The organism is Paenibacillus baekrokdamisoli, from assembly GCF_003945345.1.
In the GTDB taxonomy this organism is placed as follows: domain Bacteria; phylum Bacillota; class Bacilli; order Paenibacillales; family Paenibacillaceae; genus Paenibacillus_Z; species Paenibacillus_Z baekrokdamisoli.
On sequence record NZ_AP019308.1, the window covers coordinates 5624212 to 5650797 of the forward strand.

The 26586-nt window shown below is 44.8% G+C and carries 22 protein-coding genes and 1 pseudogene; 8 read left to right on the forward strand and 15 right to left on the reverse strand.

Annotation, left to right across the window (positions count from 1 at the left end; translation table 11 throughout):
- Positions 1-101: 101 nt before the first annotated feature.
- The 4 genes from EKN16_RS24740 to EKN16_RS24755 all read right to left on the reverse strand — a co-directional run bounded on the left by EKN16_RS24740 (position 102) and on the right by EKN16_RS24755 (position 4547).
- A complete protein-coding gene (locus EKN16_RS24740) occupies positions 102-1400 on the reverse strand; it encodes an RNA polymerase sigma factor (RefSeq protein ID WP_125663316.1) in 1299 nt (432 codons plus the stop codon).
- A complete protein-coding gene (locus tag EKN16_RS24745; RefSeq protein WP_125663318.1) occupies positions 1397-1831 on the reverse strand; it encodes a YciI family protein in 435 nt (144 codons plus the stop codon). Before EKN16_RS24745 ends, EKN16_RS24740 begins: the two co-directional genes overlap by 4 nt.
- Positions 1832-2150: 319 nt before the next feature.
- A complete protein-coding gene (locus EKN16_RS24750) occupies positions 2151-2489 on the reverse strand; it encodes a winged helix-turn-helix transcriptional regulator (protein ID WP_125666641.1) in 339 nt (112 codons plus the stop codon).
- 372 nt (positions 2490-2861) lie between these two features.
- Positions 2862-4547, reverse strand: a complete 1686-nt coding sequence (locus tag EKN16_RS24755) for an ABC transporter substrate-binding protein (RefSeq protein WP_125663320.1) — start codon at positions 4545-4547, stop codon at positions 2862-2864.
- A gap of 109 nt (positions 4548-4656) precedes the next feature.
- Here EKN16_RS24755 and EKN16_RS24760 point away from each other — a divergent pair, with 109 nt between their 5' ends.
- Positions 4657-6213: a DUF4153 domain-containing protein gene (locus EKN16_RS24760; RefSeq protein WP_232016006.1), complete on the forward strand. Its 1557-nt coding sequence runs from the start codon at positions 4657-4659 to the stop codon at positions 6211-6213.
- 103 nt (positions 6214-6316) lie between these two features.
- Here EKN16_RS24760 and EKN16_RS24765 read toward each other — a convergent pair.
- Positions 6317-7209: pseudogene (locus EKN16_RS24765) on the reverse strand (LysR family transcriptional regulator).
- Positions 7210-7333: 124 nt separating this feature from the next.
- Between EKN16_RS24765 and EKN16_RS24770 the strand changes: the two are divergent.
- Positions 7334-8074, forward strand: a complete 741-nt coding sequence (locus EKN16_RS24770) for an SDR family NAD(P)-dependent oxidoreductase (protein ID WP_125663322.1) — start codon at positions 7334-7336, stop codon at positions 8072-8074.
- Between the two features lie 45 nt (positions 8075-8119).
- On the opposite strand, the gene EKN16_RS24775 is transcribed toward EKN16_RS24770, so the two are convergent.
- The 6 genes from EKN16_RS24775 to EKN16_RS24800 form a co-directional block, all read right to left on the reverse strand.
- Positions 8120-9841: a cache domain-containing sensor histidine kinase gene (locus tag EKN16_RS24775; RefSeq protein ID WP_232016008.1), complete on the reverse strand. Its 1722-nt coding sequence runs from the start codon at positions 9839-9841 to the stop codon at positions 8120-8122.
- Positions 9842-9907: 66 nt separating this feature from the next.
- A complete protein-coding gene (locus EKN16_RS24780) occupies positions 9908-11482 on the reverse strand; it encodes a response regulator (protein WP_164522983.1) in 1575 nt (524 codons plus the stop codon).
- A 76-nt stretch (positions 11483-11558) separates the two neighbouring features.
- Complete coding sequence (locus EKN16_RS24785; protein WP_125663328.1) at positions 11559-13193, reverse strand: extracellular solute-binding protein; 1635 nt, start codon at positions 13191-13193, stop codon at positions 11559-11561.
- Between the two features lie 26 nt (positions 13194-13219).
- A complete protein-coding gene (locus EKN16_RS24790; protein ID WP_125663330.1) occupies positions 13220-14113 on the reverse strand; it encodes a carbohydrate ABC transporter permease in 894 nt (297 codons plus the stop codon).
- A 25-nt stretch (positions 14114-14138) separates the two neighbouring features.
- Positions 14139-14999 carry an ABC transporter permease gene (locus EKN16_RS24795; protein WP_125666645.1) on the reverse strand — a complete coding sequence of 287 codons (861 nt, stop codon included), beginning with the start codon at positions 14997-14999 and terminating at the stop codon, positions 14139-14141.
- Positions 15000-15230: 231 nt separating this feature from the next.
- Positions 15231-16358, reverse strand: coding sequence for a family 10 glycosylhydrolase (locus EKN16_RS24800; RefSeq protein WP_125663332.1), 1128 nt, complete (start codon positions 16356-16358; stop codon positions 15231-15233).
- A gap of 207 nt (positions 16359-16565) precedes the next feature.
- On the opposite strand from EKN16_RS24800, the gene EKN16_RS24805 reads away from it, so the two are divergent.
- The 6 genes from EKN16_RS24805 (at position 16566) to EKN16_RS24830 (ending at position 21663) form a co-directional block, all read left to right on the forward strand.
- The gene (locus tag EKN16_RS24805) at positions 16566-17273 is read left to right on the forward strand and encodes a response regulator transcription factor (RefSeq protein ID WP_125663334.1); all 708 of its coding nucleotides are present in this window, start codon (positions 16566-16568) and stop codon (positions 17271-17273) included.
- Between the two features lies 1 nt (position 17274).
- The gene (locus EKN16_RS24810; protein WP_125663336.1) at positions 17275-18207 is read left to right on the forward strand and encodes a sensor histidine kinase; all 933 of its coding nucleotides are present in this window, start codon (positions 17275-17277) and stop codon (positions 18205-18207) included.
- Positions 18208-18319: 112 nt separating this feature from the next.
- The gene (locus EKN16_RS24815; protein WP_125663338.1) at positions 18320-19243 is read left to right on the forward strand and encodes an ABC transporter ATP-binding protein; all 924 of its coding nucleotides are present in this window, start codon (positions 18320-18322) and stop codon (positions 19241-19243) included.
- Complete coding sequence (locus EKN16_RS24820) at positions 19236-19922, forward strand: ABC transporter permease (RefSeq protein WP_164522984.1); 687 nt, start codon at positions 19236-19238, stop codon at positions 19920-19922. Before EKN16_RS24815 ends, EKN16_RS24820 begins: the two co-directional genes overlap by 8 nt.
- A gap of 356 nt (positions 19923-20278) precedes the next feature.
- A complete protein-coding gene (locus EKN16_RS24825) occupies positions 20279-20881 on the forward strand; it encodes a YkoP family protein (protein ID WP_232016009.1) in 603 nt (200 codons plus the stop codon).
- Entirely contained in the window at positions 20878-21663 is a 786-nt protein-coding gene (locus EKN16_RS24830; RefSeq protein WP_125663341.1) for a polysaccharide deacetylase family protein, read from the forward strand. Before EKN16_RS24825 ends, EKN16_RS24830 begins: the two co-directional genes overlap by 4 nt.
- A 95-nt stretch (positions 21664-21758) precedes the next feature.
- Here EKN16_RS24830 and EKN16_RS24835 read toward each other — a convergent pair whose 3' ends face one another.
- The 4 genes from EKN16_RS24835 to EKN16_RS24850 all read right to left on the reverse strand — a co-directional run bounded on the left by EKN16_RS24835 (position 21759) and on the right by EKN16_RS24850 (position 26467).
- A complete protein-coding gene (locus EKN16_RS24835) occupies positions 21759-22187 on the reverse strand; it encodes a DUF2752 domain-containing protein (RefSeq protein WP_311546131.1) in 429 nt (142 codons plus the stop codon).
- Positions 22150-22488, reverse strand: a complete 339-nt coding sequence (locus tag EKN16_RS24840) for a DUF4234 domain-containing protein (RefSeq protein ID WP_125663344.1) — start codon at positions 22486-22488, stop codon at positions 22150-22152. The genes EKN16_RS24835 and EKN16_RS24840 overlap by 38 nt, the downstream gene beginning before the upstream one ends.
- Before the next feature lie 1338 nt (positions 22489-23826).
- Entirely contained in the window at positions 23827-24885 is a 1059-nt protein-coding gene (locus EKN16_RS24845) for a type II toxin-antitoxin system PemK/MazF family toxin (protein WP_125663346.1), read from the reverse strand.
- 412 nt (positions 24886-25297) lie between these two features.
- Positions 25298-26467: a GntR family transcriptional regulator gene (locus EKN16_RS24850; RefSeq protein ID WP_125663348.1), complete on the reverse strand. Its 1170-nt coding sequence runs from the start codon at positions 26465-26467 to the stop codon at positions 25298-25300.
- Positions 26468-26586: the final 119 nt, after the last annotated feature.

Genomic DNA, 26586 nt, shown 5'->3' on the forward strand with positions numbered 1-26586 from the left:
TCGAAAAAGATAACCGATGAACGCAGCCTCTACCAACACGACGAATGGGAAATGACAAAATCGACAGATTCGAAAAATATTTTCAGCTTTTTTTTAGCATATCAATTTGGTCTCGCAGATCGGCCACCTCCGCGATTACCCGATACGTTGGCCGCGCATTCGGCGGTGCGCTTCAGCAGAAACTCGCGCTCACGTGCGTTGTGTGTCAGCGACGCAGCGCGTTCAAACTCTTCCTTCGCTTCGCCCATGCGGCCCAATTTCATCAGAAGGTCGCCGCGAACGCTCGGAAGAAGGTGGTACTCCTTTAGCGACGGCTCGGAAGTCAGCTCATCGACGATCTGAAGACCGAAAGCAGGACCAAATGCCATAGCGATAGCTACCGCGCGGTTCAGTTCGACTACCGGGGAAGGTGTAATCCGGGTCAATGCTTCGTAGAGCGCGGCGATACGCGTCCAGTCGGTCTCCGACGCGGTACAAGCCCGCGCGTGACACGCGGAAATCGCGGCCTGAAGTGCATATGGACCGAGCGGGCGTCCGAGCTTCTGGGCACGCTCGAGTGCGGCCAAACCGCGGCGGATCAGCAGATGATCCCATAGTGCACGGTTTTGGTCCATAAGAAGTATGGGTTCGCCCGTAGGGCTTACCCGGGTTTTGAAACGTGACGATTGGATCTCCATCAGGGCAACCAAACCGTGAACCTCTGGCTCCGTAGGTGCGATCTCCGCAAGTATGCGCCCGAGTCTAAGTGCCTCTTGGCAAAGCAGCGGGTGTATCCAGTTACCGCCAGAAGTCGCCGTATACCCCTCGTTGAACATGAGATAAATAACTTCGAGCACCGTTGACAGGCGCTCCTTGAGCTCTTCACCCAAAGGAACCTCGAAGAGAACTCGAGCGGCACTAAGCGTCCGCTTCGCCCGAACGATCCGCTGTGCGATGGTCGATTCGGCGACGAGGAAAGCGTGCGCGATTTCATCGGTTGTGAGCCCACCGAGCAGACGCAGCGTCAGCGCTACACGCGCTTCGCGGGATAAGACCGGATGGCAAGTCGTAAAGATCAATCGCAGGAGATCGTCGCCAATCTCCCCGTCCATCGTATTCTCCAGGTCGTGCTCGGTGTACAAATCGCTGCTGCGGCCAAGCTCTTCATATTTCCGGTCGCTCAGTTTGCTCCTGCGCATCAGATCGATCGCACGGCGTTTCGCTGTAGTCATCAGCCAGGCGCCGGGATTGTCCGGGATTCCGGTATCGGGCCACCGTTCTAATGCGATGACAAGCGCATCATGTGCAAGGTCTTCTGCGAGACCGACGTCACGTACCATCCGCGCCAGTCCAGCGATAAGATTGGCCGATTCGATTCGCCAGATTGCATCGATTGTGCGCTGGGCTGCGGAGGAGGTCACGATTTCTTTAGCCTCTCCATCTGTTCACGAAGCGCGGTTTCCTTCGCCAGCGTTTCCGGATTTTGTGTCAAATCTAGCGCCTCGAACACCTGCCGGAGCTCGATTTCCCCTTCGCCATAACCGTGGGGATCCGGCATGCGTCTCGCCCATTCGATCGCTTCTTCCCTAGATTTGACTTCAATGAGCGTATATCCGGCTATTAACTCTTTCGCCTCGGTGAAAGGGCCGTCGGTTATCTTCGGCTTGCCGCCGGGCTCCGGATAGGAGATCCGAATTCCGTTTGAGCTTGGGTGTAGACCATCGGCAGCGAGCAGCACGCCAGCCTTAACCAACTCTTCGTTGTACCTCTGCATCGCTTCGACAAGCTCCTGACTAGGCATAACACTCGCCTCGGAATCCTTAGTAGCTTTGACAATCATCATGAATCGCATATGTGTTTTCCTCCTGAATTCATTGTGGAGACTCGTTTATCAGTTCTAATCAGACCGGTAAATTTGCCTCTACATAGACGACGAATAGATATCGATTGAATCGACATGGCGAGGCAAATTTTTTTTAGATTTGTCATTAACAAACGCAGCTATGAGAAATATCCCCTATTGTTGCAGTCCATCTAGTCATTCGTCATCTATAAACAATTCTCCTTTTCTCCTTTACTCAAGCGAAAAAGAAAAAAGCCGCGAATATGCGGCTTCTAATAAACATATGTTTTTGTCTTCCAAGTAAAAACACCTCCGCCGAAGCGTGTGACTACGATTCGGGGAGGTGTGGAGGCAGTTCAATCCATTGATTGGCCCAACCAATAATTTCTGTAAAGAGAGGAGCGAGGCCTTGGCCTTTCTCCGTAAGTTTGTATTCAATACGCACTGGCATCTCTGGATAAACATCCCGCTGAATAATACCTTCTGCTTCAAGTTCCTTTAATCGTTCAGATAGAACCTTCCCGCTTAAGTTGGGGATCGAGTGCTCGATTGCAACGAATCGCTGCGGTCCGTTAAGCAGTTGATAGACGATCATCGATGTCCACCGTTTGCTTAATATCTCCAACGCCTTCTCAAAACGGGCACACATGAATTGTGGATGCTCCATCGTCATCACCTCATTCTCTCCTTTTATTATAGCCCTCAAGCCCCATAAAAACAATCTTACTAAATGGAATGTACACACTTTATGGGAATATCTTATTAAATAATACTTAGTTACATTAAGTAACTAGATTATAAAATTATCTGTCATTGCTAAAACAGAGTTGGCTATCATTCGTGACTTTTATGAGCGGCTAGCTCATCATGCGCTGTGAGTCGTTCCGCGAGCCGAACATTTCATTCCGCTCTTCCTGGCAATGGGAAGTGCCGAGGCGGTGGGTAAGCCGCTGACCATCTATCGCGGATATGAAATGGGCTCGTCCAGCTTTAGCTTTGAAGCCTATTCGAGGAAGACAGTTACATCATGCTTGGAATGCTAGTTGGACGGGAACCAAATATTGCGAAGGTCGACCCAGCCCTGTGAGTTGAAGGTTACGCCGCGCACGGAGGGGAGATAGGCGGTTTGAACAGGCTTTTCGTATAGGATATGCAGCTGATTCTCCTGAATAAGCTGGTCTTGAATCCGCGCAAGCCCCTGTTCTCTTTCCTTAGCATCGGGTGATTGCTTCACGGTATGAAGCAATCGCTCAATGTCGACTCTCGTGTGAGGCTCAACATGCTCGGCTATCGTTAGATAGAGGTCGAATAAACGCAGCTGCTCATCCTGATCCCGTAATAAAGAGAATAGAATAAGGTCTGATTCCAGTCGAATCATGCCTTTGAAGTCCTCTGGCGATATAAAAACCACATGGCAAGCATATCCATGCTTCTCTAGCCCAGCAGCGACGGCTTCGGCATCCTGTTTGTAAGGCGGAATGGTTGCAATCTGCAGCGTACCAATCGAATTGGGCTGATCTCCTTGATCTCCGCTGCTTGCTGATGCTGTGCTGTCGTCACGCAGACAAGCTAGAATACGAGCACGAACGGTCGGATCGGTCAACGGTCCGGCTTTTTTGGTGTTGCACGTAATGAATTTCCGAACGGAAGCCTCCGAGTGAATTTGACTCCATACGGCTTCACCATCCCATGCTTGACCTTGCATTACATGGAAGGGCAGCAAATGATCGGCAGGGTCATTCTTCATCCCCCACGGCACATGGACGATCTCCACCCGGTCCAGATGCGCTCTCCCCTGAAAGTAAGGCGTAAACACTTCAAGCACACAAATACTCTCATTCATCTGGGCGACCTTGAACGGTCCCGACCCGATAGGACGTGTACCGAAGAGGGCCTCACCAATCTGATCCAGATCCTTCGGTACAATTGCAGCGCGGCTCGTACACAAGAATGGCAGGAACAGCTCACTCGGCTCCTCTAAATCGATGATCACGGTTGTCGGATTGATCGCACGAACAGATCGGATTTGTTTGAAAATAAAGCTGTACAGCGTTCGCCTCGAGGAGTGGATTAATCGATCCAGCGAGTAGACCACATCCGCGGCTGTCATGATTTTTCCATTGTGAAAGAGGATCTCTTTACGTAGGAAGAAGGTCCACCTCGTACGAGCTTGATCCACGTCCCAGGCGTGGGCGATATTCGGAAGGATCTCATTCGAATTATTCATTCTCCGGGCTAGACCGTCGAAGACATGGCTGGAGACAAACGACTCAGCGAGCAAATTCATATATAACGGATCAAAGGTATGAAGCTGTTCACGGATAGGAAGCCGAAGCGTATCGATCTGCTTATCACTTCGGATCTCGGAATGATGACCGAAGTAAGTAAGCAGCCAGCCCTGCAGACGGTCCTGCAGCGAGGAAGACCTTGCATGGATGCTGATTTGATCAAAGGTCCGCTTGAAATCCTTGCGATTAATGGACTGCATGACGGACTGCACCGCAATCTCCTCAGGCTGGACAAGAAACTGCAAGCTTGATCGGCGTCCGCGTCCACGATGGGAAGTCCATGAGATCCATCCATGCTGGGCCATTTTGTTCACGATAATCATGGCATTGCGATGGGTGCAATCCAAGGCTGCTGCTAATTCGTCCAGCGTAACCTCTGTCTCCTCGGTATGTCCGTAGTGGGAATGGAGCCGAAGGAATTGGTTGTTTAGCTTCATACTCTCATCATCCTCTAAAATGCGAAATTTTTGGGCAGTTTCTTTCTCTTTATTTTTCTTATTTTAACATCTAAAATAAGGGTTAGATAGGAAGAAAGTGGAGGTATTGATGATGAACAACAGATCAACCCCCTTGTTAGGGCGATCACCCAAGGCTCTCATTGCCGCGGTTGTCTTGGCTATTGTGCATCAGTATTTATTTTATGGCCATGTGCTGGGTGTCTCGTATCCCATCTTTATTATTCTCTTCTATGCGTTCATGTATCATCTGGCGAATGACAGAATGCGAGCACCGACGCCGTTTGGTTGGCTGCTGCTCATCGTCAATCTGATGTTATCTATGACGTATGTGCTGTTTAATAATTCATTTTTTTACGTGCTGAATGTGCTTGTCATTCCGCCGCTTATCTTCATACATATGTCCTATATGCTGAGTGCCAGGAGAATAGAGTGGTGGAAGATCCGAATTATTCAGGATGCCTTGGATCACCTGTTCGTGCAGAGCACTCGTCATTTTCCCACTGTATTCAAAGTTATACGACTGTCTACCTTTCGAAGAATGAACAAGCAGCGTAAAGGTGTGATGAGCAAGGTACTCCTTGGTTTAGTTATTGCACTGCCGTTCTTAGTCATCGTCATTAACCTATTAGCCTCAGCAGATGGCGTGTTCAACAGCCTGCTGTCCGGCGTTCCAGGGTGGCTGGATCAACTGTCTTATAGTGAGAGCGTCCTAAGGCTCATATGGGTTATTATCTTCGGGTTCCTGTTCTTCGGCTACCTATGGGGATTCATCAAGCAGAAGACCTATGATTGGGAGAAAAGAGCACAAGCTGCCAAAGCACAGCTGCGAACAGACTCAGAAGCTGCAGCGCTGACCGTTCAATCCAGCTATCAAATTGATCCCATTATTATGGCTACTGTACTGATTGCCTTCAATGCGGTGTATGTACTCTTCGTGGTTGTGCAGTTTACTTATTTGTTTGGGGCAGGGCAAGGGATATTGCCGGAGGGGAGCTCCTATGCAGAGTATGCCAGAAGCGGGTTTGTCGAACTCATTGCCGTATCGATCATTAACTTTGCCATTATGATGATCACGCTCGTATTCGGCAGTGCACAAGGGCAATCTGCTCTGAAAAAACTGAACAATGCGATGCTGTATATCTTGGTTGGATGCTCCTTCGTTATGCTGTATTCGGCCTATATGCGGCTTACCCTCTATGAGGATACATTCGGCTACACGTATATCCGTTTCTTAGTCCATGCGTTTATGCTCTTCCTGGCAATCCTCTTGATTATTGCGGGGTTCAGAATCCATTACGCGCGTATTCCGCTTACGAAATGCTACATCGTGTTAGGGCTAATTTCTTATGTCATGATGAACTACATCGGAATGGATCGCATTATCGCTAGTAATAATATCGAGCGCTTCAGAGAAAGCGGGAAGATCGATGTCAATTACTTGACTGATCTATCCACGGATGCGACTCCGCTGCTCATTCATTTTGCCCAAAAGGAATATCCCGAGCTGCAGGAGTCGCTTCGTAACCAACAGACGGATTTATGGAGGGATAGTAATCGGGCATGGCCTTCGTTCAATCTATCGCATTATCGGGCGGAGCGAGCGCTTAACCGTTATTTCGAGGAAGAAATCACCAAAAGTCACTAAGTGAGAAAGCCGGCTGCGGTTTGCAGCCGGCTTTAGAATTTTGCAATAAATTAGGTTGACGTGTTCTATCTGTGATTGCCAAGTAATCCACGGGGCCGATAGTTCATGCCATTGATCGTTCATAAAGTTCCTGCTTGAGATATTGATAGAGCTTTAAGCTTGCTATCTTGGGCGGATAGGCCGATGCTTTGCAGAGGAGTCCGAAAGGCATGTCAATTAGACTGCCGCTGATTGTCCGGACCGTAGATCCAGCAGGAACTGGATCCAAAATAATCTTGGGCACAAGGGCGATGCCTAATCCACTCTGGACATAATATTTTAAAGCCGTCATACTTCCAATTTCCATCGTGCTCAGTGGGATGCTCGCCGTTTCTTGTAATACCATCTCGAGTTTTCTGCGGTAGGGACAGGATTCCGAGGTAATGAGCAGGCGATGTCCCCGAATATCATCCGGCGCAATTACCGCTTTTTGTGCAAGCGGATGGTTCTCAGGCATCAACACTACGAACTCTTCTTAAATAAGGGTTCAAAATAAAGCTCAGACCCTAGATCTGGTGCCGAGCAAAGAGCGAAATCAAGTTCTCCTTTGAGAAGCCGCTCGCTTATGGTTGGGGTGTTTGCGAACTCCACAGAGATTCGAATATTCGGGAATTCAGACATAAACCTCGCCACAATCCGGGGTAATCGGTGACTGGCGGTTGGTTCCGTTACCCCAATACGAATGTTCCCTGCTTCGCCCAACTGCAAATCGGATAAGTTCGATTGTAATTGCTCCATGTTTTTTATAATTTGCAAGCTTTGTTCGTGAAATAGTCTACCAGCTTCCGTTAACTGAAGTTTCTTCCCTCGTTCGATAAGCTGAACGCCCAAGTCGGATTCAAGCTTCTGAATCTGCATGGTAACGGTGGATTGCACATAATTCATTTCTTCGGCTGCGCGGACAAAACTGCCGTATTTCACAATCATTTGAAATGTTTTTAATGTTTTAAGGTCCATCACGCACTGCTCCTATATGAATTCAAAATTTTTGAATCAAAATATCAATTGATTCAATTATACAAATTGAACATAGCGATATACAATCATTTATATCAGGGTACACAAAAGGAGAGAATCCCATATGGATTTAAATAACAAAGTAGCTCTTGTTACTGGCGGCGGTACAGGGATCGGAAGGGCTGCATGCCTAGCACTTGCTGAGCGGGGAGCAAGTGTTGCAGTGAATTATTCGCGCTCTCAAACCGATGCGGAAGAAACGGTGCAAATGATCATGAACAAGGGTGGGCGTGCAATAGCGATAGAAGCCGATGTTTCTCGGGACAAGGAAGTCAGGGGAATGGTTGATACCATTGTGCAGCAATTGGGGACGATTGATTTGCTTGTGAATAATGCCAGCATTACACGGCATATCCCGCTTGATGATCTGGAAGCGGCAACGGAGGAGGTATGGGACGAGCTTTATGATGTGAATGTGAAAGGAATGTTCTATTGCGCACGAGCCGTTGCCCCTTTCATGAAAATGAATAAACAAGGCGCGATTGTCATTGTCGGCAGTATAGCAGGACAAACGGGATTAGGCTCCTCGCTTCCATACGCCGTATCCAAAGCGGCAGCACATGGTCTTACGAAATCGTTAGCACGTGCCTTAGCTCCGGATATTAGGGTGAACTGCGTTGTACCGGGAGCCGTCGCAACAAGGTGGTGGGATGGAAGGGAAGAGCAAATGAAGAAGCTTGCTCCTAATCTTCTGCTGCAGCGCATCTCAACACCTGAAGATATTGCTGCATTAATTTGTGCAGCCTTGGAACAAGAAGCGATGACCGGTCAGATTATTACAGTGGATAGCGGACAAACGTTGTAGCATGCTTTTCTGCAAAACCAGAGACAACCCCGCTATCTGAACAGATTATGTTGCAATTAATTTCTGCTGGTTGGCTGCGGGAATAATGATTTTAATCGTTGTCCCGATGCCGATCCTGCTCATAATGGAAACCCCGTACTCGCTGCCAAAATGCAGCTTGATCCGTTGGTCGACGTTGCGAATGCCATATCCCAAATAAGCGCCGTCGTTTGGCGTGAAAATCTGGGCAATCGTTTCAACACTCATTCCGGATCCGCCATCTACAATTTGGAATATAATACGCCCGTTGTCCATTTCTGCATAAATCGCGATATGAATTTTACCTTCCCCATTCCAGCCATGTTCAATCGTGTTCTCCACAAAAGGCTGCAAAATCAATTTCACCGTATTATAGGTAAGCACTGACGGATCTATATGTAATTCAACGACTAATCGATCTGTATACTTTATTTGCTGAATTTCGATATACGACGTTACCTGTTCCAGCTCTTTTTCTACCGAAATGAGTGTTTTTCCGTTGTTTAACGAATTTCTATAAAATTTGGATAACCCCATCACCATCATTTGCAGCTTCTTCAGCTCGCCGAATTGGGCCAATCGGTTAATGGAAGAAAGGGTATTATATAAGAAATGGGGATTGATTTGCGCTTGCAGCGATTCCAATTCCAACTCTTGTTTTTCTATTTTGGAAAGATACGTTTCTTTAATTAGCTGATTCATATGCTCACCCAATTGATTCAGAGCAGACACAATGTAGGTGAACTCATCGCCTCCTTTATATCGGATCCGTTTGTCATATTCGCCTTCCTGGAAAAAATGGAGCACGGAGATGACTTTGCTAACACGTCTGGAAAACATACGGGAAATAACGCCGCTTGCGATTATACATACGGCTAAACTGATCAAACATACGATAATGGTCAGATTCGCAAGCTGTCTCGCGTCTTTTTCCAGAATCTCTACGGGAATGAGTGCTGCCAAATTCATATTAAAGTCTGGAAGCGGTTGGGATATGACCAACTTGTCATTCGAGGTATACTCACGCCAATAATGATGAATGAAAGCATCCTTGGAGGCATACATAATTCTTTCCTGGGCATCTACTGCAAAAACAAGTGTGCCTTCACCCAATTTCGGGTAATCCAAGCTTTGAAAAAGACTGGAGATCTTCGTTGTAATGCGGATAAATCCGATTTGATTGCGGGTGAACGGATCGCTTGAATCGACCAGTCTTCGCAGTAAGGAGATGTTACCATATTGGCTGTCGTCTCCAACTTGCTGCCATAGCATCGTGGTACCGTATTGTTCTTCGGGAAACTGCCTATACCATTCTTCCTTTTCAATGCGGCGAATGTTGTACATTTCGAAAGATCGCTTATGCAAAACAAGAGGATCCTCCATATGCAGCGAAGTGCTGTATACTTCTGGAACTGCCGGATTGTTCATATAAACGGTCAATTGAATATTTTGGCTAGTGGCATTAATTGTACTTTGAAACTTGGGGATCATATATTTAATATTGCTCTCATAGCTGTCCCAGCCCTCATCGTAATTCTGAATATTGCCTGCAAGGGTGTCATCATTGTACAGGAGATCAGACACGCGCCGTATATCTTCAAGCTTGAAGGCAATATTGTCGCTCATCTGCTGCAACGTTTCACTCATACTAATGCGTGTATGCTCCTTCATAGCATGCATAAAGGTCGTATACGAAAAGATACCGACGGCAATAATTGGCATAAGACAGATAATAATATAGGAAATCAATAATTTATACCCGAAGGGAAGGTATCCCTTCCTATTAATCTCCATCTATCCGCTCACCTCTTTTGATCAACATTGTTTTCTGAATTCGAGTGGTGACATTCCAAAGCTATCCTTAAACTGTCTGCTGAAATAATTCAGATTGCGATAGCCGACTTTATCTGCAACTTCATATATTTTCAGGTGCGTCTCTGCCAGCAGTTCCTGGGCTTTCAAGAGACGTGCCTGAATGACATAGTCTGTAAAGGTGAGGTCCATTTCCTCCTTGAAGAGGAACCCAAGATAATTGGGGGTATAAGAGAAGGCATTGGCCGCATTCCGCAGTGTGACCACTTCATGGATGTGTAAATGGATATAGTCGATGATTTCCTTAATTAATTTTTGATTTTTTTTCTGTTTTTTGATATTGAGTATTTCCGACAGCTCGTACATGACATTTCGGAGCCATAATTGTATTTCATCAATGGTTTCAAAATGATGAATAACTTCCAAGTTTTGTGGTTGAATATCGAGTAATCCAAACATGCTTTCGTTAAGGGTATGAAGCCAGGTATCCAGTTTTACAATCACATAAAGCAATACATTGTAAGCCGTAGCCTTAGATTGGATCGACTTCAAATAATAGAATAAATCACCGTTTCGGTCGTATATGTATAGCAAATCATAGTTTTTTATTGCTAGAAACAAACCTTCGATTTGCGCATCGATGTTACCTGCCAATTCCACATGCTTTTGCTTAATATCGGAGAACGGAATGATACGATCCTTACCCAAGAACATTTTGTATTCCAAAGCTTGCAGTGCCTGCCGATAAGCTTCGGATAACTTATTCACTTCGGTAAATTCACGGCTTAATCCGATCGTAATGGAGTAAGAAGATGCGATTCGGAACGCGTCAGCAACTGTTGACCATTGGTCGTCTGCAGAAGACTGATTATCCGCATAAATAACGGCCACACGGTGTGAAGAAACAGGGAAAACCGCATCGTATCCTTGCGTGCGGCATGCATGGGCGATATCCCTAATCAATAATTTCAAGATATCGGACCTTTCATTTTCGTTATATCCTTTGAGCTTCAAGGTTACGTCATCGATTTCGATGACCGCTACCCGTAGAAACTCGAATAGGGACGGAAGCCCGCATTCTTCGTAATACAAGGGATACTCCATCTCCGATGCTTTTCCCTCCAACAGTTGAAGGAAAAGCTCGTTTTTGAGCAAGGGAGCAATTTCCTTATAAGCTTTCTCCGTCTTTTTCTGACTCTGCTCCATGTCCAGCAATTCCTTCACTTTGGTTAAAGCTTCATAAACTTCCTCATCGTCGACAGGCTTCAATATATAAGAACAGGCATTCAGGCTTAGCGCCTGTTTGGCATATGTAAAATCCTCGTGTCCGCTGATAAAAATGATCCGTATGTCCTTGTTTCTTTCCAGCGCCAGCTTAGCGAGCTCGAGCCCGGACATCTGGGGCATGCGGATGTCGGTAATCAGGATATCCAGTTTCGTTTGATTGATCAATTCCATGGCCGAAACCGCATTATTCATCGCACCCGCAACCTTCATATTCAGCTGATCCCAGGGAATGAATAGTCGCAGCGCATTTAAATCCAAATCCTCGTCATCCACGAGCAGAACGTTGTACACCCCAATCCCTCCTTCCTTATCATGCCAAGAGAGCATACTATTCCTAGTATACTCTCTCTCTTCTTCCAACTGGATTTTAATTTTTCTTGATTCTCTTAAGGTTCTCTTGCCATTTTTGAGTTTCGTACTGCAGCAATTTTTCATATCCTGCTTTATTGGCGGAATTCTCACCATCTGCTATTATTTTCTCAACCTCCACGTCGCTTCCGCCATAAAGACCTTTAGCAATGACGCTCGTTTCGATATCTGCCACTTTCTGCAAGGTTTTGCCCTCTGTCGTCGCTGGATCTGGCGTTAAATTGGAAAATTGCGTTGTATTATAGGACGTTTTCCATGCAATCGTGAGCTGTGCTTCCGCCGCCCAGTCGCGTTGACCTTCCGGGAGCTTCATGTTGTTACTTGATTTGGAGAGGTCGATAAAGCTGGTGTTGCCGGCCCATTGGAAGCTGTCCGTGATCGCCATGAATTTCGTTCTCTCCTCCACATCCGTCTTGAATTTCTCCGTCCAGATTGGGGCACCGTCCTTCTCTGTTCCTTTCCAGTATAATCCTTCTGGCCCCCAGAAAATGATGCGCTGTCCTTCTTCTCCCGTCAACCAATCCAGATAAGCGAAGATGCCTTCCGGATTTTTAGCGCTGGTCGTAATGACATTGACATTCCAACCGATGGTGTCGTAATTGTTCGGATATACTTTGTTTGGGTCCACACCTTCCTTGTGCAAAGGCCAGATCATCTGATATCCTGCGTCCGGATCGGTTTGCTTTAGTGTTACTGTAGCTTGGCTGCCTAAATCTGCCGTATCGTAAGAGGCATATACGGCTACTTTACCTGTGTTTAACTTCTCGACAACCTGATCTTTGGTTTGCGTAAGAGCATCTTGGGTAATTAACTTCTCTCTAAACAGCTTGCTGGCATACATAATAGTTTCTTTAAATACGGAATCCGCGAAGATGGATTTCAATTCATTGCCTGAAGGAACGAATCCATATGAAGTATAGGCGGAAGTATGGTCTTCCCCGAATCCGGAATATAGAACGCTGATTCCCTGTGTTCCGTAGCCGATGTCCAGCGGTACCACCCCGGGCGCCTTTAGTTTGACCAGCTTCAAATAGCTATAGAGATCTTCGAACGTTTCCAGCTTTGGTGAACCCAGTTCCTTGTAGATTTTTTTGTTGATCATATATCCACCGTTGCCCATTGGAGTAGACGTATACCAGTTCGGAAATTGATACAGCTTCCCGTCATCGGCCCGCAGCATATTTAGTGTTTCTTCCCCAGCGTACTTTTTGAGGTTCGGGTATTTGTTCAGATAATCGTCGAGCGGCACCAGTTTTCCGGCTTGACGAAGCTTTTCCACGAGTGGGCCGCGATCCATCCAGAGGACATCCGGCAAGTCTCCAGAGGCGACCATCGTATTAAATTTTTGAACGGATGCTCCTTGAGCCGGAACCGGAGTAACAGTCACTTTTTTATTTTCCTTGATCCATTTGGAAGCGGGATCCTCTCCCCAGGGCTGCATCGTATACCAATCATAATTGCCATAGAAAGAAAATTTCACCGGTGTTTCTCCGAACATGAAGGTGTCGGAAGTACTCTCAGGTGTGCTTGCGGATGGACTGCTGTCCTTATCTGCTTTTGAACAACCCGAAATCGTGATAGCCAAGCATAATGGAATGGCCAACAGACTAATAGTAGCGATAGTTTTCTTCAAATCTGATCCCCTCGATTCGTTATTTTTTATTCTTTCAACGAGCCTACCATAACGCCTTTGACAAAGTATTTCTGCACAAAGGGATAAACAAGTATGATAGGAATCGTAGCAACCATCATAGTGGCCATGCTCAAGGACTTGGATGTTATCGTTCGGGCGGCCGCCATATGACTTTGCGCAGCTGCGCTTGTCTGCATCATTTGCTCCGACATAATATTGGAGCTGAGAATCTGCTGTAGAAGCGTCTGGATCGGCAGCAGATTCGTATCTGAAATATACAGCGTAGCCGTAAACCAGTCGTTCCAATGCTCTACAGCGGTAAATAAGGATAGTGTTGCGACGACTGGACCCGAGATCGGCAGAACAATTCGAAACAAGGTTCCCCAATAGCTGCATCCGTCCATTTTTGCCGATTCTTCGATACTACCCGGCAATTGCAGGAAAAAGGTGCGGAATACGATCATATTCCAAATGCTGATCAGTCCCGGAATAATCAGCACCCAGAAGGAGTTCATCAAGCCCAGAGAACTGATCAACATATAGGAGGGAATTAAACCTCCGCTAAAATATAACGGTATGATGCACATGATCATGTAATATTTGCGTCCAACGAGCTCCTTCTTAGACATCCCATATGAAAATATAGCGGTCAGCGTAATGGAAAGCAGCGTTCCGATTACCGTCCGTAATATGGAGATAAGGAATGCATGGACAAGCCGTTTATCCTGAAATACGACATCATAATTCTCTAATGTAAAATGCCTCGGCCAGAACGTAACCCCGCCAAGCGAAGTGTCTGCACCGGTATTAAAGGAAATAACACCAGAATTCCAAAAAGGATAAAAGGTAATGAACATAAGGAGGGTCAGAAGAAAGTAAATCATAATGGATGACAATCGTTCACCATGCGATAGTTTCATGAGTAGATCCCCATATTCGTAGATTTTACCATAAACTGTTACCTGATCTTCGGGCAGCGAAATTTGCGATTGTCAGTAAGACGATGCTAATAATCGCTTTAAATAACCCGACTGCAGCAGCATAAGAGAAGAGGGAGTTCCGGATGCCTACCCTGTACACATACGTATCAAGGACATCGGAAATATCTCTGACTATATCCGATTGCAGCAGCAAAATATCTTCGAAGCCAGCACTGAGCAGATCACCAATTGCCAGAATCAAAAAGATGGCAATGACCGGCATAATGCAAGGAATGGTAATCAGATAGATTTTCCGGAAGCGGCTTGCTCCGTCAATCGAAGCGGCCTCATACAAATCAGGATTCACCCCTGAGATTGCTGCAAGATACACAATGGAAGAGAACCCAACGCCTTTCCACAGCCCGGTTGTAATTAAAATAGTCCAAAAGTAGTTAGGAATGGTTAGCCAATTGACAGGTTCGTCAATCAGGTTTAACTTCTCGAGGGCTATATTTAAGCTCCCATAATCTGCGGACAATATCGTCATTACAAATCCGGAAACGATAACCCATGATAAGAAGTGGGGTAAATAACTAATGGTCTGAACGACTCTCTTAAACAAAGGGATCCGTACTTCGTTCAGCAGCAAAGCAAGTAGGATTGGAGCAGGGAAGCCAATGAGGAGCTTCAGAAAGCTGATCGCCAGTGTATTACGCATAATCGTTAGAAATTCCGAAGCGTTCAGAAATTCCTTGAAGTTGTCTAGTCCGATCCAAGGGCTCTTATAAAATCCTTGGAAAATATCATAATCTTGAAACGCAATCAAAATGCCATACATGGGAATGTACGAAAATACGAAAATAAAGATAATTGCGGGGATCACCATCAATTGTAAATCCCATTGGCGAAGGATTGATCGACCTATCTTCACGGCTTTCCTCCTCGAATGTTTTGTAACTATAGTGTAAAAAGAATCAAGGGAATAAACTACAACACAAACCAACAATAATCTTCATGGAACAATGATGTTGTGCGATTCCGGTTTTATCAGGAACGAAAAAACCTGCCCCCTACGTCTTTTTAGACATAAGGAACAGGCTCTTCTCGGTTTTAGATTTTACCAGGATCGGCGGGAATCAATTTTCTTCAGTTGGCTGTCTGTCCATTTGCCGTAGAGGAAAAAGCTCAGATTCTGTATCTCAGGAAATTTACTTCGGATTCCTGCATAAATTTCGTGGTATTCTGCATCGCTCCACCAGACGTCCAGACCGGGAATGATTTCTTTGGTTCCGATTTTAGTCTTTGTTTGCGCCAATATTCCGGTATTATTGTAAACCCAAGACGGCGTAAAACCCCAGTCAGCGAAATAAGCCATTGGCGACACGAAATCCACATCGTTTTTGAACTTGTTTGCGTCCTGGCCGACTTCAACGAATTCCGGTGGCAGGATGTACACACCTGTAAAAAGACCAGGAACGAGACTATTAATATCGCTTTTTACATCCCGCACATAATTCCCGATTTGGGTCGTTCTCCAATCGTTCCACTGCTTTCTCTTCGTGTTATCGGTCGTGAAGTCAATTGTGATCGGATCGTAGCCATATTCATTGTTATATTGCTGCCTGGTGTAGGAGCCCATATCCATATTGTAGTCGTCGAACCGGAGCCAATCCAAGACAACACCATCGACGTCATACTTGGTTATGATCTCCCGGATGATGGAACGTTCATAGGCTTGCACATCTGGGTGAATCGGATTCACGAAATACTCGTTTCCATTTGCACCAGTAAAGGGCACAGCCTGCCCATTTACTAACGCCATCATCTTCCAAGAAGCATTTTTGTCAAAAGCAGCTTTATCGTGAAATTGTGGGACCCAGGCTCTTACTTGTATGTTTCGCGAATGTGCTTCCTTGATAACATCGGCCAAAGCATCGAAATTAGCATACCCTTGGGCGATGGGAGCAATCGTGCTCTTGTAGAACACATAACCTGAAGGGACCGTATCGTCTTCGTCTTCCTTCACATTCAGATTAATGACGGAAACATGATATCTTGCAGCGCTTTTCATGAAACTGACGACATCTGCATGATTCTTAAAGTTTTCCACCGTTCTAACAATAACTTCGGTAACATACGGGTTATTCGCCGCTTGAACTGGTTCGGGTTGTGAATAACTTGCACTGCCCACCAACAGTACTGCAGCCAGGACAAAAGCAAGCTTAGAAAAATACCTGTTAGCCATTGATATCAATACCTACTTTCATAGATTATTTGATCGGCCGATGGTTCTATCGTAAGCCTTCTTGCCTATTAAGAATATAGGAAATTCCAACAATATATGGAACAAAACAATGTTTACACTTCAACACATCCCTTGTTTTTTCCTTCTGTTCCCTAGGGCATGCGGCCATTTGCTTGTATACTAAGGCTAGGAATGGGAGGCGATAGTATGGCAGTGACGATACTGCTGGTAGAAGACGACCCTTCAATAGGGGAAATGGTAGAAAGTTATTTGAGCCTGGAAGGCTTCCAAGTTGTGCATGCTTGGGACGGAGAGGAAGCGCTGCGTCTGTTCACACAGCAGACATTTGATCTGATTCTGCTGGATTTGATGCTGCCCAAGCTGAATGGCATGGATCTTTTGAAAAAGGTAAGAGAGAAGAGTCATATTCCCATTCTAATTGTTTCTGCGAAAGACGGTGAGGTGGATAAGGCGCTGGGCCTCGGATTTGGAGCAGATGACTATATTGCTAAGCCTTTCTCGATGATTGAACTGACTGCTCGTGTAAAATCGGCTATTCGCCGAGCAACACACTATAGCGATACGCCGTCCGCTCCAGTGGAAGCCAAATCTAGCCTCATAGTGGTACATGAGCTGGCAATGGATATGGATAATCTGACGGTGAGTAAGAAGGGGGAAGAGATCAAGCTGACCTCCAAAGAGCTGCAGATCCTGCAGCTGTTCCTGACAAATCCCAAGAAGGTGTTTACGAAGCAGCATATCTTCCAGTCGGTGTGGAATGACGATTATTTTGGCGATGAGAATGTCATTAACGTCCATATGAGCAGGCTGCGCGAGAAAATTGAAGATATACCATCCAACCCCCAATATATCAAGACGTTGTGGGGAATTGGCTACAGGCTGGGTGAATTTTAAAATGAACTTCTTATTATGGAGCATCATCGGGCTGCTGTTGGTTGTAAATGGGCTTCAGTACTTCGCCCGAAGGAATCAAAACCGGAATTTGCATTATATGGCCACGAAGCTGAGCCGGATTATGGATGAGGCTACCTCTGAACAATTAATGGTCATGACCGATGACCGTCATCTGCGCACCTTACTGAGCGCAATCAATGAATTGCTCGCGTATAAGCTGCAGACAGAAGCTGAATTTGCTAAGACGGAGCTAGCCATGAGAAGGATGCTGGCGAATATTTCGCATGACCTCAAGACGCCGCTGACGGTAGTGCTTGGTTATATGGAGACGCTGCTAAGACATCCGAACCTCAGCCATGAGGAAAGGGAGAAGCTGCTGACCAAGGTACATACGAAGGCCGGAGAAGTGGTTGATCTGATGAACCGCTTTTTCGATCTTGCGAAGCTGGAGTCCGGGGATAAAGAGCTTCCGCTTACCCGTGTAGATATGAATGAGATTTGTCGTAATAACATGCTCATGTTCTATGATTCCCTGGAGTCGCAAGGGCTTGAGGCGGTAATTGATATACCGGATAAGCCGGTGTATGCATGGGGCAATGAAGAGGCGCTGGACCGGGCTATTGGCAATTTGCTATCCAATGCCATTCGTTATGGCAAGGATGGTAAGGCTGTAGGCATGACGCTGCGCAGTGACGAGCGTGATGTATATATTGACGTTTGGGATCGGGGTAAAGGGATCAGCGAACGTGAGCAGGAGCTTATTTTTGAACGCATGTACACACTTGAGGATTCCAGGAACAAGGCCTTTCAAGGAAGCGGGCTGGGACTCACGATTACCAAAAGATTGGTAGAGCAGCTTGAAGGTGACATTCGGGTGCGCAGTAAGCCTTATGAACAAACTTTATTTACAATTCGTTTGCGGCGTCTGAGCTGATCAAGAATTCAAGCTTGCAGCTTAAGATATTCGTAAGAATTAGGCAACAAAAATGATAAGGATCAGGGCTACAATGATCTTAAGCAAGTTAATAGGGGGGAGCTAAGGCCAAGTGAGCTATATCGTGAGTACTCGTCATGTTAGCAAGGTATATAAGGGTAAAGAAGTGGTATCGGATGTGAGCTTGAACGTTGCCAGAGGGCAGATTTACGGCTTTCTCGGTCCTAACGGAGCTGGTAAAACGACCTTAATGCGAATGCTCCTGAATATTGTAAAACCGGACAGCGGTGAAATTGAAATATTCGGGGAGCTGCTGAAGCCGACTTCCGTTGAATTATTTAAGCGGATCGGCAGCATCATCGAATATCCGGTCTTTTATGAGAAATTGACAGCCCAAGAAAACATGGAGCTGCATTGCGAGTATATGGGTTTGCATAATAAAAAGGCCATTGGTGAAGCGCTGGACATGGTTAAGCTGTCCGCGATCGACGGCAAAGCAGTAGGCCAATTCTCGCTCGGTATGAAGCAGCGGCTCGGACTGGCCCGGGCAATTGTAACTAAGCCGGAGCTGCTCATTCTCGATGAGCCGATTAATGGATTGGACCCTGTAGGCATTAAGGAATTTAGAAGCTTGTTCCGCATGCTGAGTAAGGAGTTCCGCATGACACTGTTTATTTCGAGTCATTTGCTTAGCGAAATTGAACAGGTTGCTGATACCATAGGTATCATTCAGAATGGCAAATTAATGGACGAAGTAACGATGAATGATATCCGTAACCGCAATACGGATTATTTAGAAGTGGTTACAGCGCAATGCAAGCAGGCTGTATTTGTGCTGGAAAATCAGCTCAAGATCCGCAATTTCCGGGTTATCGGCGAGGACACGATCCGTATCTATGAGTCAGGTATCCCACAGCCGGAAGTGACAAAAGCGCTGGTAATGAATGATGTGTCCATCATATCCATCAATCATAAACATACCTCTCTTGAGGAATATTTCATGCATCAAATCGATGGCGGTGAGAAATATGATTAAATTAATCAAGCTGGAAATGAAAAAGCATAAGTTTGGCTGGTACTGGAGAGGAGCAGCGATTGCCAACCTGCTCATCATTGTCTTATTATGGCTGATTCCTTTCACAGCAGATGACGGGGCCTCGTTTGCCAATTTTGAAGGAGTCTATACATCGATGGGATTGATAGTTAGGGCCACGTTTACCGTTTTTGCATCCGTACTGATCAGCAGACTGATTATTGATGAGTACAAGAACAAGACGGTTACTGTGCTGTTCACCTATCCCGTTCCACGGAAGAAGCTGATTGCAGCTAAACTCGTTCTAATCATGGGGATGACGTTGTTCACCAATCTAGCTTCGTTGGTTGTAATAGCCACAGCCTTCAATATCATTAATGCCTATTTTGATTTCTTTCCAGGAACGCAATCGTTAGATGTTCTGATAGAACAAGGTTTCCGCCTCTTCATTCACGCGATCTCTGCAGCCGGAGTAGGCTTGATTCCATTGTACTTCGGGATGCGAAAGAAATCAGTCTCCTCAACAATTGTATCTTCGATTCTGCTCGCGGCAGTTATCAACTCCAATAATAATGACTTCTCACTCGGCTCGTTTCTCAGCGTATCGATTACGCTCGCCGTTATTGGCATCCTGATTGCTTACCTGTCATTCCGAAATATAGATCGGACGGATCTTATCTAAGAGATTGCTAGGTTGCGATCACTTCCACCGTGTTATATGCTTGCCTGCTTTGGCCAGTCCAAAGACAGGCTTGTTGTTTGTATTACGACGTAATAACGCCATCTCGCGGTTCCTATACAGCCTCCTTCTCCTGTTCTTCATGCCATTGAAAGAGGAAGCATACTTCAGCCTGACTGCGCTCGGGTATTTTGGTATGCCTATTCATTCTTGCCAGCAAAGCAATCAAAATCGGGTTTACGAGGTTGTTAGTACTTAAGAAACTCGTAAGAACTGAGTAAGAGAAAAGAGAAACTTATTTTATACAATTTAAACAGAGAGAGAACATCGAATACGGCTCGTCATAGGGAGAGAGAAACATGGCAATTTTAAACGCAATGAGCATGGTATCAAGAACAGGCATGCAGTCGGCATGGATGGCCTGGGAAGGTTTATTTGATCAAATTACTCGGATAAGAAGTGAATCCGTTACACAGTATGGGATATGCAAGCTAGTGATTAGACAGCATCATGGAAAGAGCATAGCCTGTGACAAAGGGTACTGGATACACGAAGGAGACTGGGTGGGAGAGCTGCATCTGGATAACCGGCAGGTATTGGAACTATCGCGTTCGATCGGACCGGATCGTGCAGCATTAATGACGGCACGGATGCTGCGCAAATCACTTCAGCAGATCAGCTATGCCATGGTGCATAATCCTGGGCTGTGGAAGGTGCAGGCTTTAACAGGCATCACGCTGCTTCATAGAGGAATCATTCACGGATTAGGCTTTGAGCTGCACCCTATGGAATCAAGATGGCTCAGAGTTTGGACGACCTACTATCTCAGATTCCTGCTTCGGATCCTGCATCCGGTAGGTAAACAGCGTATGAAGCAGAGTGCTTCGAAGCTCGTTCCCATGAAGCTGATGATAACAAGACAGGCTCTGCTAAATCGTTACTGGAAAGAAATGCAGCTATGAGTCCCGCGATGCTCGTCCTGCTCATACTTTGTGTCGTTGTCTACATGTTGATTCCATATGTCCTGTCGAGAGTATGCGGTCTTGGTGTTTACCGACGCGGAAAGAATAGGCAGGAGAAGGAGTTCGCCTTCACTTTCGATGACGGCCCTGACCCCTGCTATACACCAGAACTGTTGGATTTGCTAAAGCAATACGGTGTGAAAGCGACCTTCTTTGTTCTTGGCAGTAAAGCCGAAAGGTATCCCGAATTGATATGGCGTATGCATGAGGAGGGACATCAAATTGGCATTCACAACTATACACATACCTGTAACTGGATGCTGACACCATGGGAAGTAAAGCATCAGCATGTGGGTCGCACCGCGGATATCATTGAGAGAATTACTGGAGAACGACCTACTTGCTATCGTCCACCGTGGGGATTGTTGAACATGGGTGATTTGCTTTTTCTGCGAAAATCATACCGCATCGTGGTTTGGTCCGTAATGGGTTGGGATTGGAAACGCCAAGATGATGCGGAGCCGTTGACTCAGCGGCTGCTAAGTAAGATTAAACCTGGAGCTATCGTATTGCTGCATGATAGCGGTGATACACCGGGAGCTGATGAGGAGGCACCAAGGCAAATGCTGAAGGCGCTGCAGACGGTACTTCAAGTGCTTCAGCACAAGGGATATCAATACATGCGTACAGATAAACTTTTGGAGTATAAAGCGGTTGAAGGATATGCAATGAATCAGACGATTCATCCTGCAAAACACATAAAATCCCGGGTGTATGAATAACCCCGGGATTTTTGCTCATATGATCTTGACGGTGGGCGAACACGATATCACTGGAGTCGTGGCTGCTTGTGAATTTCAGGAGAACTTTAGGTTTACTAACGGACTGTCGTGGGAGCCAACCAATCAAAGTTCGGAATATTCCTCAGTAATCCAAATGAAAGGGTCAAGATCAGCATTATAGCCATAATTCCGCTGCTTATAAGCCGCATTTGCTTCTTTTTTGTAACGAAGTACATCGCATACAAAGGAAGTAAGATAAATACTAAGGGGTTGTATCTAAAGGCTTGAACAAAATCTAAACTCAGCAAGGAAATAACAACTCTCGTTATCCCACATCCTGGACAAAAAAAACCAGTTAACTCGTGAAAAGCACAAGGAACACCGATGTTCGTCACTGGTAACCATACTTTTAGGTAAAATAACCCTCCTACGCCAAGCGAGACACCCCAAAATAGTTTGGGGTGTCTCTTAGGATCAAGCGCAAGCTTAAGCGAGTCTATTAACATCTGATTGAACCAAAGCATAGGTTACGATACTCAGACCGAAGAATGTAAGAATAAGGTAAAGAACCGAATTGTCTGATACCAATAGGCCGCGTTGTCTTTGTGCATCTGCGACTTGCTGACCTACTTGATAGGCCCAAATGAAACTCCATATCCCACATGTGACCAATGTTAGAAGGAAATGCTTTCCTCCCGTAAATGAGGAATCTCCACTCGCTTCGCCGACTTCATTGGTTAAAACAATAAACCAATATATACTATAGATGCCGCATGTGATTATTGATAAAATAATTGCTAACGCGATACTCCTCTGACTACCCATTACACACTCTCCTATTAATATATGTATTGCTAGATCATAAAGCAGGCCTGAAATCAAACTCACGGAACATAATAACAGATCACCAATCGAATTCGTCCGGCTAAAATATTTTTAGTGAGTATCTGACAGGATATGAAAAAAATCGACAATATTATCATAATAAAATAGGAGTTTATATACAAGACAATAATTGATATTGATAATAGTTTTACTGGAAAAGCGGAGATTCCGCGAAACTGCACCACTCATCAAACAATAAGACGGTTTGTTCATTTTGAGTATGATCTCCTGCTTATTGCTACTTTTATTTCGATTGTTTTTAGATGCTCGTTAAGGACCGCGTTCTGTAGAACAATCGAAAAAACATTCAATAGCGATGTCGCCATTGAATGTTTTTTTTGATTGTTGTTGACCTAATGTTCCTACACTATTGTGGCCGTTCGCCATCAGATGTCATTCGATCGCCTCCCCGGGTCCTCCCGGATCTCCGCTTCTGCCTACGGTCACCCCTGATTCATTTAGCCGGGATACGAAGGTTGGAATCTGGAACTCAACCACCTTCGTCCCGTCCTTATCTTCACTGCCGTTGTATAAAGGCAGTTAGCTTCGCTACCGGTCGATGTTCCTCCCAAGTGAGGTTGTAGGTAGCATCTTTTTTTTAACCTGGTGTGCTGACGAACAAGGACTGATAACAGGATTTACAAACCGAATTGCTGCTTATGAGGCTGGAAAAGACAGTCATAGCTTATAAATATAGTCACGGTTTGCCACAAGACCTGCCTCGATAGAACTAGATACTGTTATTTGAAGGGTACAGGACATACCGAATAAGGTAAGTTCATAGTAACTTTTAGTTAACTGTGTAGACTACAATCACGAATACTAAAACAAATCATAACATATACTGTTACTTGAATCTGTAACAATACCCTGTTGAGGTTATATTACAGTTCTAAAGTTAATATACATGAGGAAAACTTAAACCATATGGATAGAAGGGGGCATATACCCACCTTGAGGCATTCTGTATATTTATGTTGTCAAAACCCTGAGTGCTCAAATGATGAAGTCCTTTTTGTATGTAGTGCTTTAAATGAAGAATCATCAGATGATACAGCAAATTACTACAATTTCAACTCACAAAAAATATGCCACGCTTGTAAAGAAAAAATCATTTACTTCTCAGCACCAGAGAATAGAAATAGCCCCCTATTCAAAGAATAGGGGGTTATTTCTACAGCCGGGTCTATTACTAGACCTCTTTACCTGCAATGGCCTCTCGGCTCGGTTAAATACAGCATACAACTCAATACATAATTTGTCAATCCGCATTTTTAATTACCCCGTTTGCACTGCTGGTGCTACCTGCTGTAGAAGTGCAGCATAAGCAGTATCTCTTACCGCTGGACTTACCATTCTTATTGTTTTATCTGGATTTCTAATAGCCTTTGGTTTTATCCATTTTTTAAGCAAATCTTTTCGAGTTTCGCTAGATAATGTTGCTTTAGCGGGTCGTTTGTATAGAATATAGGTATTAGCATCATCTTCAACCATATAATCTATATGTGACCTTTGATCGCTTAATACTCGTACAACTCGGAATAAGTGCTTATACTGCAATTCATGATCTTGAAATTCTGGTATCATAGTTTCATCTTCGTAAATAAACTCCTCGTATAATGTCTTTTTTCCATGCATTAATACTTGAAGCCCTTCTTCAATTCTCCTTGCTTGTATTTCATCAATACGAGCATTACCGAAGCTACCGTTTGCTGGGTTTCTTGTGTGATAGTTCGCAATTCGTTTTCTGCTTACAGGTTGTATTTGATCTAATAGAACAACAGTTGAAGTTGATAACACTCCATGAACTGTATTATTAGGACCTAGAAACTTTGCAGGACCAATATTAATATCATAGGCACTTTCAACAGTGCTGTCCATTTTAAAGCTAGTACAAGGTATTACCAAGACACGGTCATTAGAGTTCTCAACATGCCATACTATAGCTGGGTGGTTCCCCTTATGTTCAGTTCCAAGTCCTGCAAAATCGACATGCACCATCATTCGCTTCTTTAAATGTACACGTGAAGCAGTTGGTCTCTTAGAGGAATCTGTAAATAAGGCAACTCTTTCGTAAATATCTTCTTTTGTGTATATTCCATCATCTCTAATTGATGAGATATTTTGAATTATACTTCTTACAGTTTCATCCTTTACGATTTGAGACAAATGTTGTGAAGTTGATCTACGTTCTTGTAATGTTAATTCTTCGAGCTTTCTAACTAATGTAGTTAGCTGTGGCTCTGACAGAAGCATAATGAAGTTAGTTAGGAACTTCGTACGTTGCACCGGAGTCGATGCTAGATATTGGGTCAAAAAATCTTCAAGAGTAGGCATACTATCTCCCTTTACAGTTTATCTTTAATACAAATTCTATCATAGACCTTACCAAATATACCATCATTACCTAAATTCCACTTTCGTCAAACCGTTGCCGTTACTTATGGTAAGGTCCACCGTACCACAAGTAACGGTGAATTTATTAATTCTTAATCTTTATAAATAGGGCTTGGGAGAATTCAATTTAATTAAAATAAATGGTATTACAAAAAGTTAGTTGAAAAAAAGCTATGGGAGAGGCTAACTAATGGATTTTATTGTCCGTTTCGATGAATTAATTGAGGAAGGCTTACTTATTTCTTAATTTCCGGTTACGACAATCGTTATCAACTATTAAAAGAGCCCTTAACCATATTGAGTTAAGGGCTCTATGACGTACTTCAGCTTATAACTGATAGTCGATCATTCTTCAGATAGAAGGTTGTTCAACCGAAAGCACAGCGGTCGATTTTCTTACAATGAGCTTGGTTGGGAGTAGAATCTTCCTGCGCTCCTGTTTAGGGTGTTTGATAATAGAATCAAGCAATCGGACCGCTTCTTTACCAAGTTCTTTCTCCTGCTGACTCACACAGGTCGGGGGAACTTTGGAAAGAGCCGATAGTTCATAGTTGTCAAAAAAAACAATAGACAAATCCTCAGGAACATGAATGCCGATCTCGACGGCGGCTTCCATAATGGTTAGCCCTACTGCAGAATTAATTGCAAATACAGCAGTCATATCCGGGTTTTTCCGTAGGAAGGATTGTACTTCATGTCTGACTGTTTCGTCAGCAACTCCCTCTTGTAAGATCGTGTTCGTCTGCTCGTTATCGAAATGACAAAGACGAAGGCTGTGGTCGACAGGGATATTATGGTCAGCCAACGATTTTTCGTAACCGGTCAGCCGATCTTCTATACTGGTCGTACCTTGATATGCCGTTGAAACAAATCCGATCCTTGTATGGCCTAATGAAACGAGATGAGAAGTTGCTTCATGCGCGCCTTGCACATTATCCGAACAAACGCAGTTTGTTTCAATTCCCCGTAAATAGCGGTCCAATACGACTAGCGGAAATTCGCTTAACGTTAGCCGTAAAATCTCCTCGCTGTATGTTTCGCCCTCCACAGGGAAGATGATGATCCCTTTTACTCCGAGTTGGATTACTTCCCGCAAAATATCCTTTTCGATGTCTTGGGAGTCATGGGTTCTGCAAAATATGAGGCGATAGCCTAGTTTCGACAGCTCACTTTCAACTCCACTAAGCAGTTGTGCCGTATACATGTTTTCCAGACGTGGCATGAGGTAAGCGATCAACGGCTTACTTGTATCATTAGTAGAATCTGAGCGATAAATAAACGGTTCGCCGGTAGTATCTGGAGAAACAAACGAACCTTTTCCCTGCACTCGAAAAATGATGCCTTCCTCAATAAGCGCAGCAAGCGCATTCTTCACAGTAATTCGGCTGACGCCGAATTGGCTGGCGAACTCATTCTCAGAAGGGATCCTGTCGTTTGGAAGCCATATTTTCTGCGTAATTTGATCTTGAATATATTGACGGATTTGCGTGTATAAAGGGATTCGTTGTGAAGATTTAGTCATGCTCCTGATTCACTCCTGAATTCGAAGAATAATGTATATAACAAATATACAACTTACTAGTCACGATGTACAGAAATTTTTATAATTTACAACTGCAATGAGTGGTGGTAATATTCGTT

Coding starts and splice junctions, on each gene's coding strand:
- EKN16_RS24755 (WP_125663320.1), bottom strand. CDS start 4,547: ATGAAGCTAAACAACCAATTCCTTCGGCTCCATTCCCACTACGGACAT.
- EKN16_RS24835 (WP_311546131.1), bottom strand. CDS start 22,187: ATGCTTTGGTTCAATCAGATGTTAATAGACTCGCTTAAGCTTGCGCTT.
- EKN16_RS24840 (WP_125663344.1), bottom strand. CDS start 22,488: ATGGGTAGTCAGAGGAGTATCGCGTTAGCAATTATTTTATCAATAATC.
- EKN16_RS24745 (WP_125663318.1), bottom strand. CDS start 1,831: ATGCGATTCATGATGATTGTCAAAGCTACTAAGGATTCCGAGGCGAGT.
- EKN16_RS24760 (WP_232016006.1), top strand. CDS start 4,657: ATGATGAACAACAGATCAACCCCCTTGTTAGGGCGATCACCCAAGGCT.
- EKN16_RS24825 (WP_232016009.1), top strand. CDS start 20,279: ATGGCAATTTTAAACGCAATGAGCATGGTATCAAGAACAGGCATGCAG.
- EKN16_RS24810 (WP_125663336.1), top strand. CDS start 17,275: ATGAACTTCTTATTATGGAGCATCATCGGGCTGCTGTTGGTTGTAAAT.
- EKN16_RS24820 (WP_164522984.1), top strand. CDS start 19,236: ATGATTAAATTAATCAAGCTGGAAATGAAAAAGCATAAGTTTGGCTGG.
- EKN16_RS24790 (WP_125663330.1), bottom strand. CDS start 14,113: ATGAAACTATCGCATGGTGAACGATTGTCATCCATTATGATTTACTTT.
- EKN16_RS24845 (WP_125663346.1), bottom strand. CDS start 24,885: ATGCCTACTCTTGAAGATTTTTTGACCCAATATCTAGCATCGACTCCG.
- EKN16_RS24800 (WP_125663332.1), bottom strand. CDS start 16,358: ATGGCTAACAGGTATTTTTCTAAGCTTGCTTTTGTCCTGGCTGCAGTA.
- EKN16_RS24750 (WP_125666641.1), bottom strand. CDS start 2,489: ATGGAGCATCCACAATTCATGTGTGCCCGTTTTGAGAAGGCGTTGGAG.
- EKN16_RS24770 (WP_125663322.1), top strand. CDS start 7,334: ATGGATTTAAATAACAAAGTAGCTCTTGTTACTGGCGGCGGTACAGGG.
- EKN16_RS24850 (WP_125663348.1), bottom strand. CDS start 26,467: ATGACTAAATCTTCACAACGAATCCCTTTATACACGCAAATCCGTCAA.
- EKN16_RS24830 (WP_125663341.1), top strand. CDS start 20,878: ATGAGTCCCGCGATGCTCGTCCTGCTCATACTTTGTGTCGTTGTCTAC.
- EKN16_RS24805 (WP_125663334.1), top strand. CDS start 16,566: ATGGCAGTGACGATACTGCTGGTAGAAGACGACCCTTCAATAGGGGAA.
- EKN16_RS24795 (WP_125666645.1), bottom strand. CDS start 14,999: ATGGTGATCCCCGCAATTATCTTTATTTTCGTATTTTCGTACATTCCC.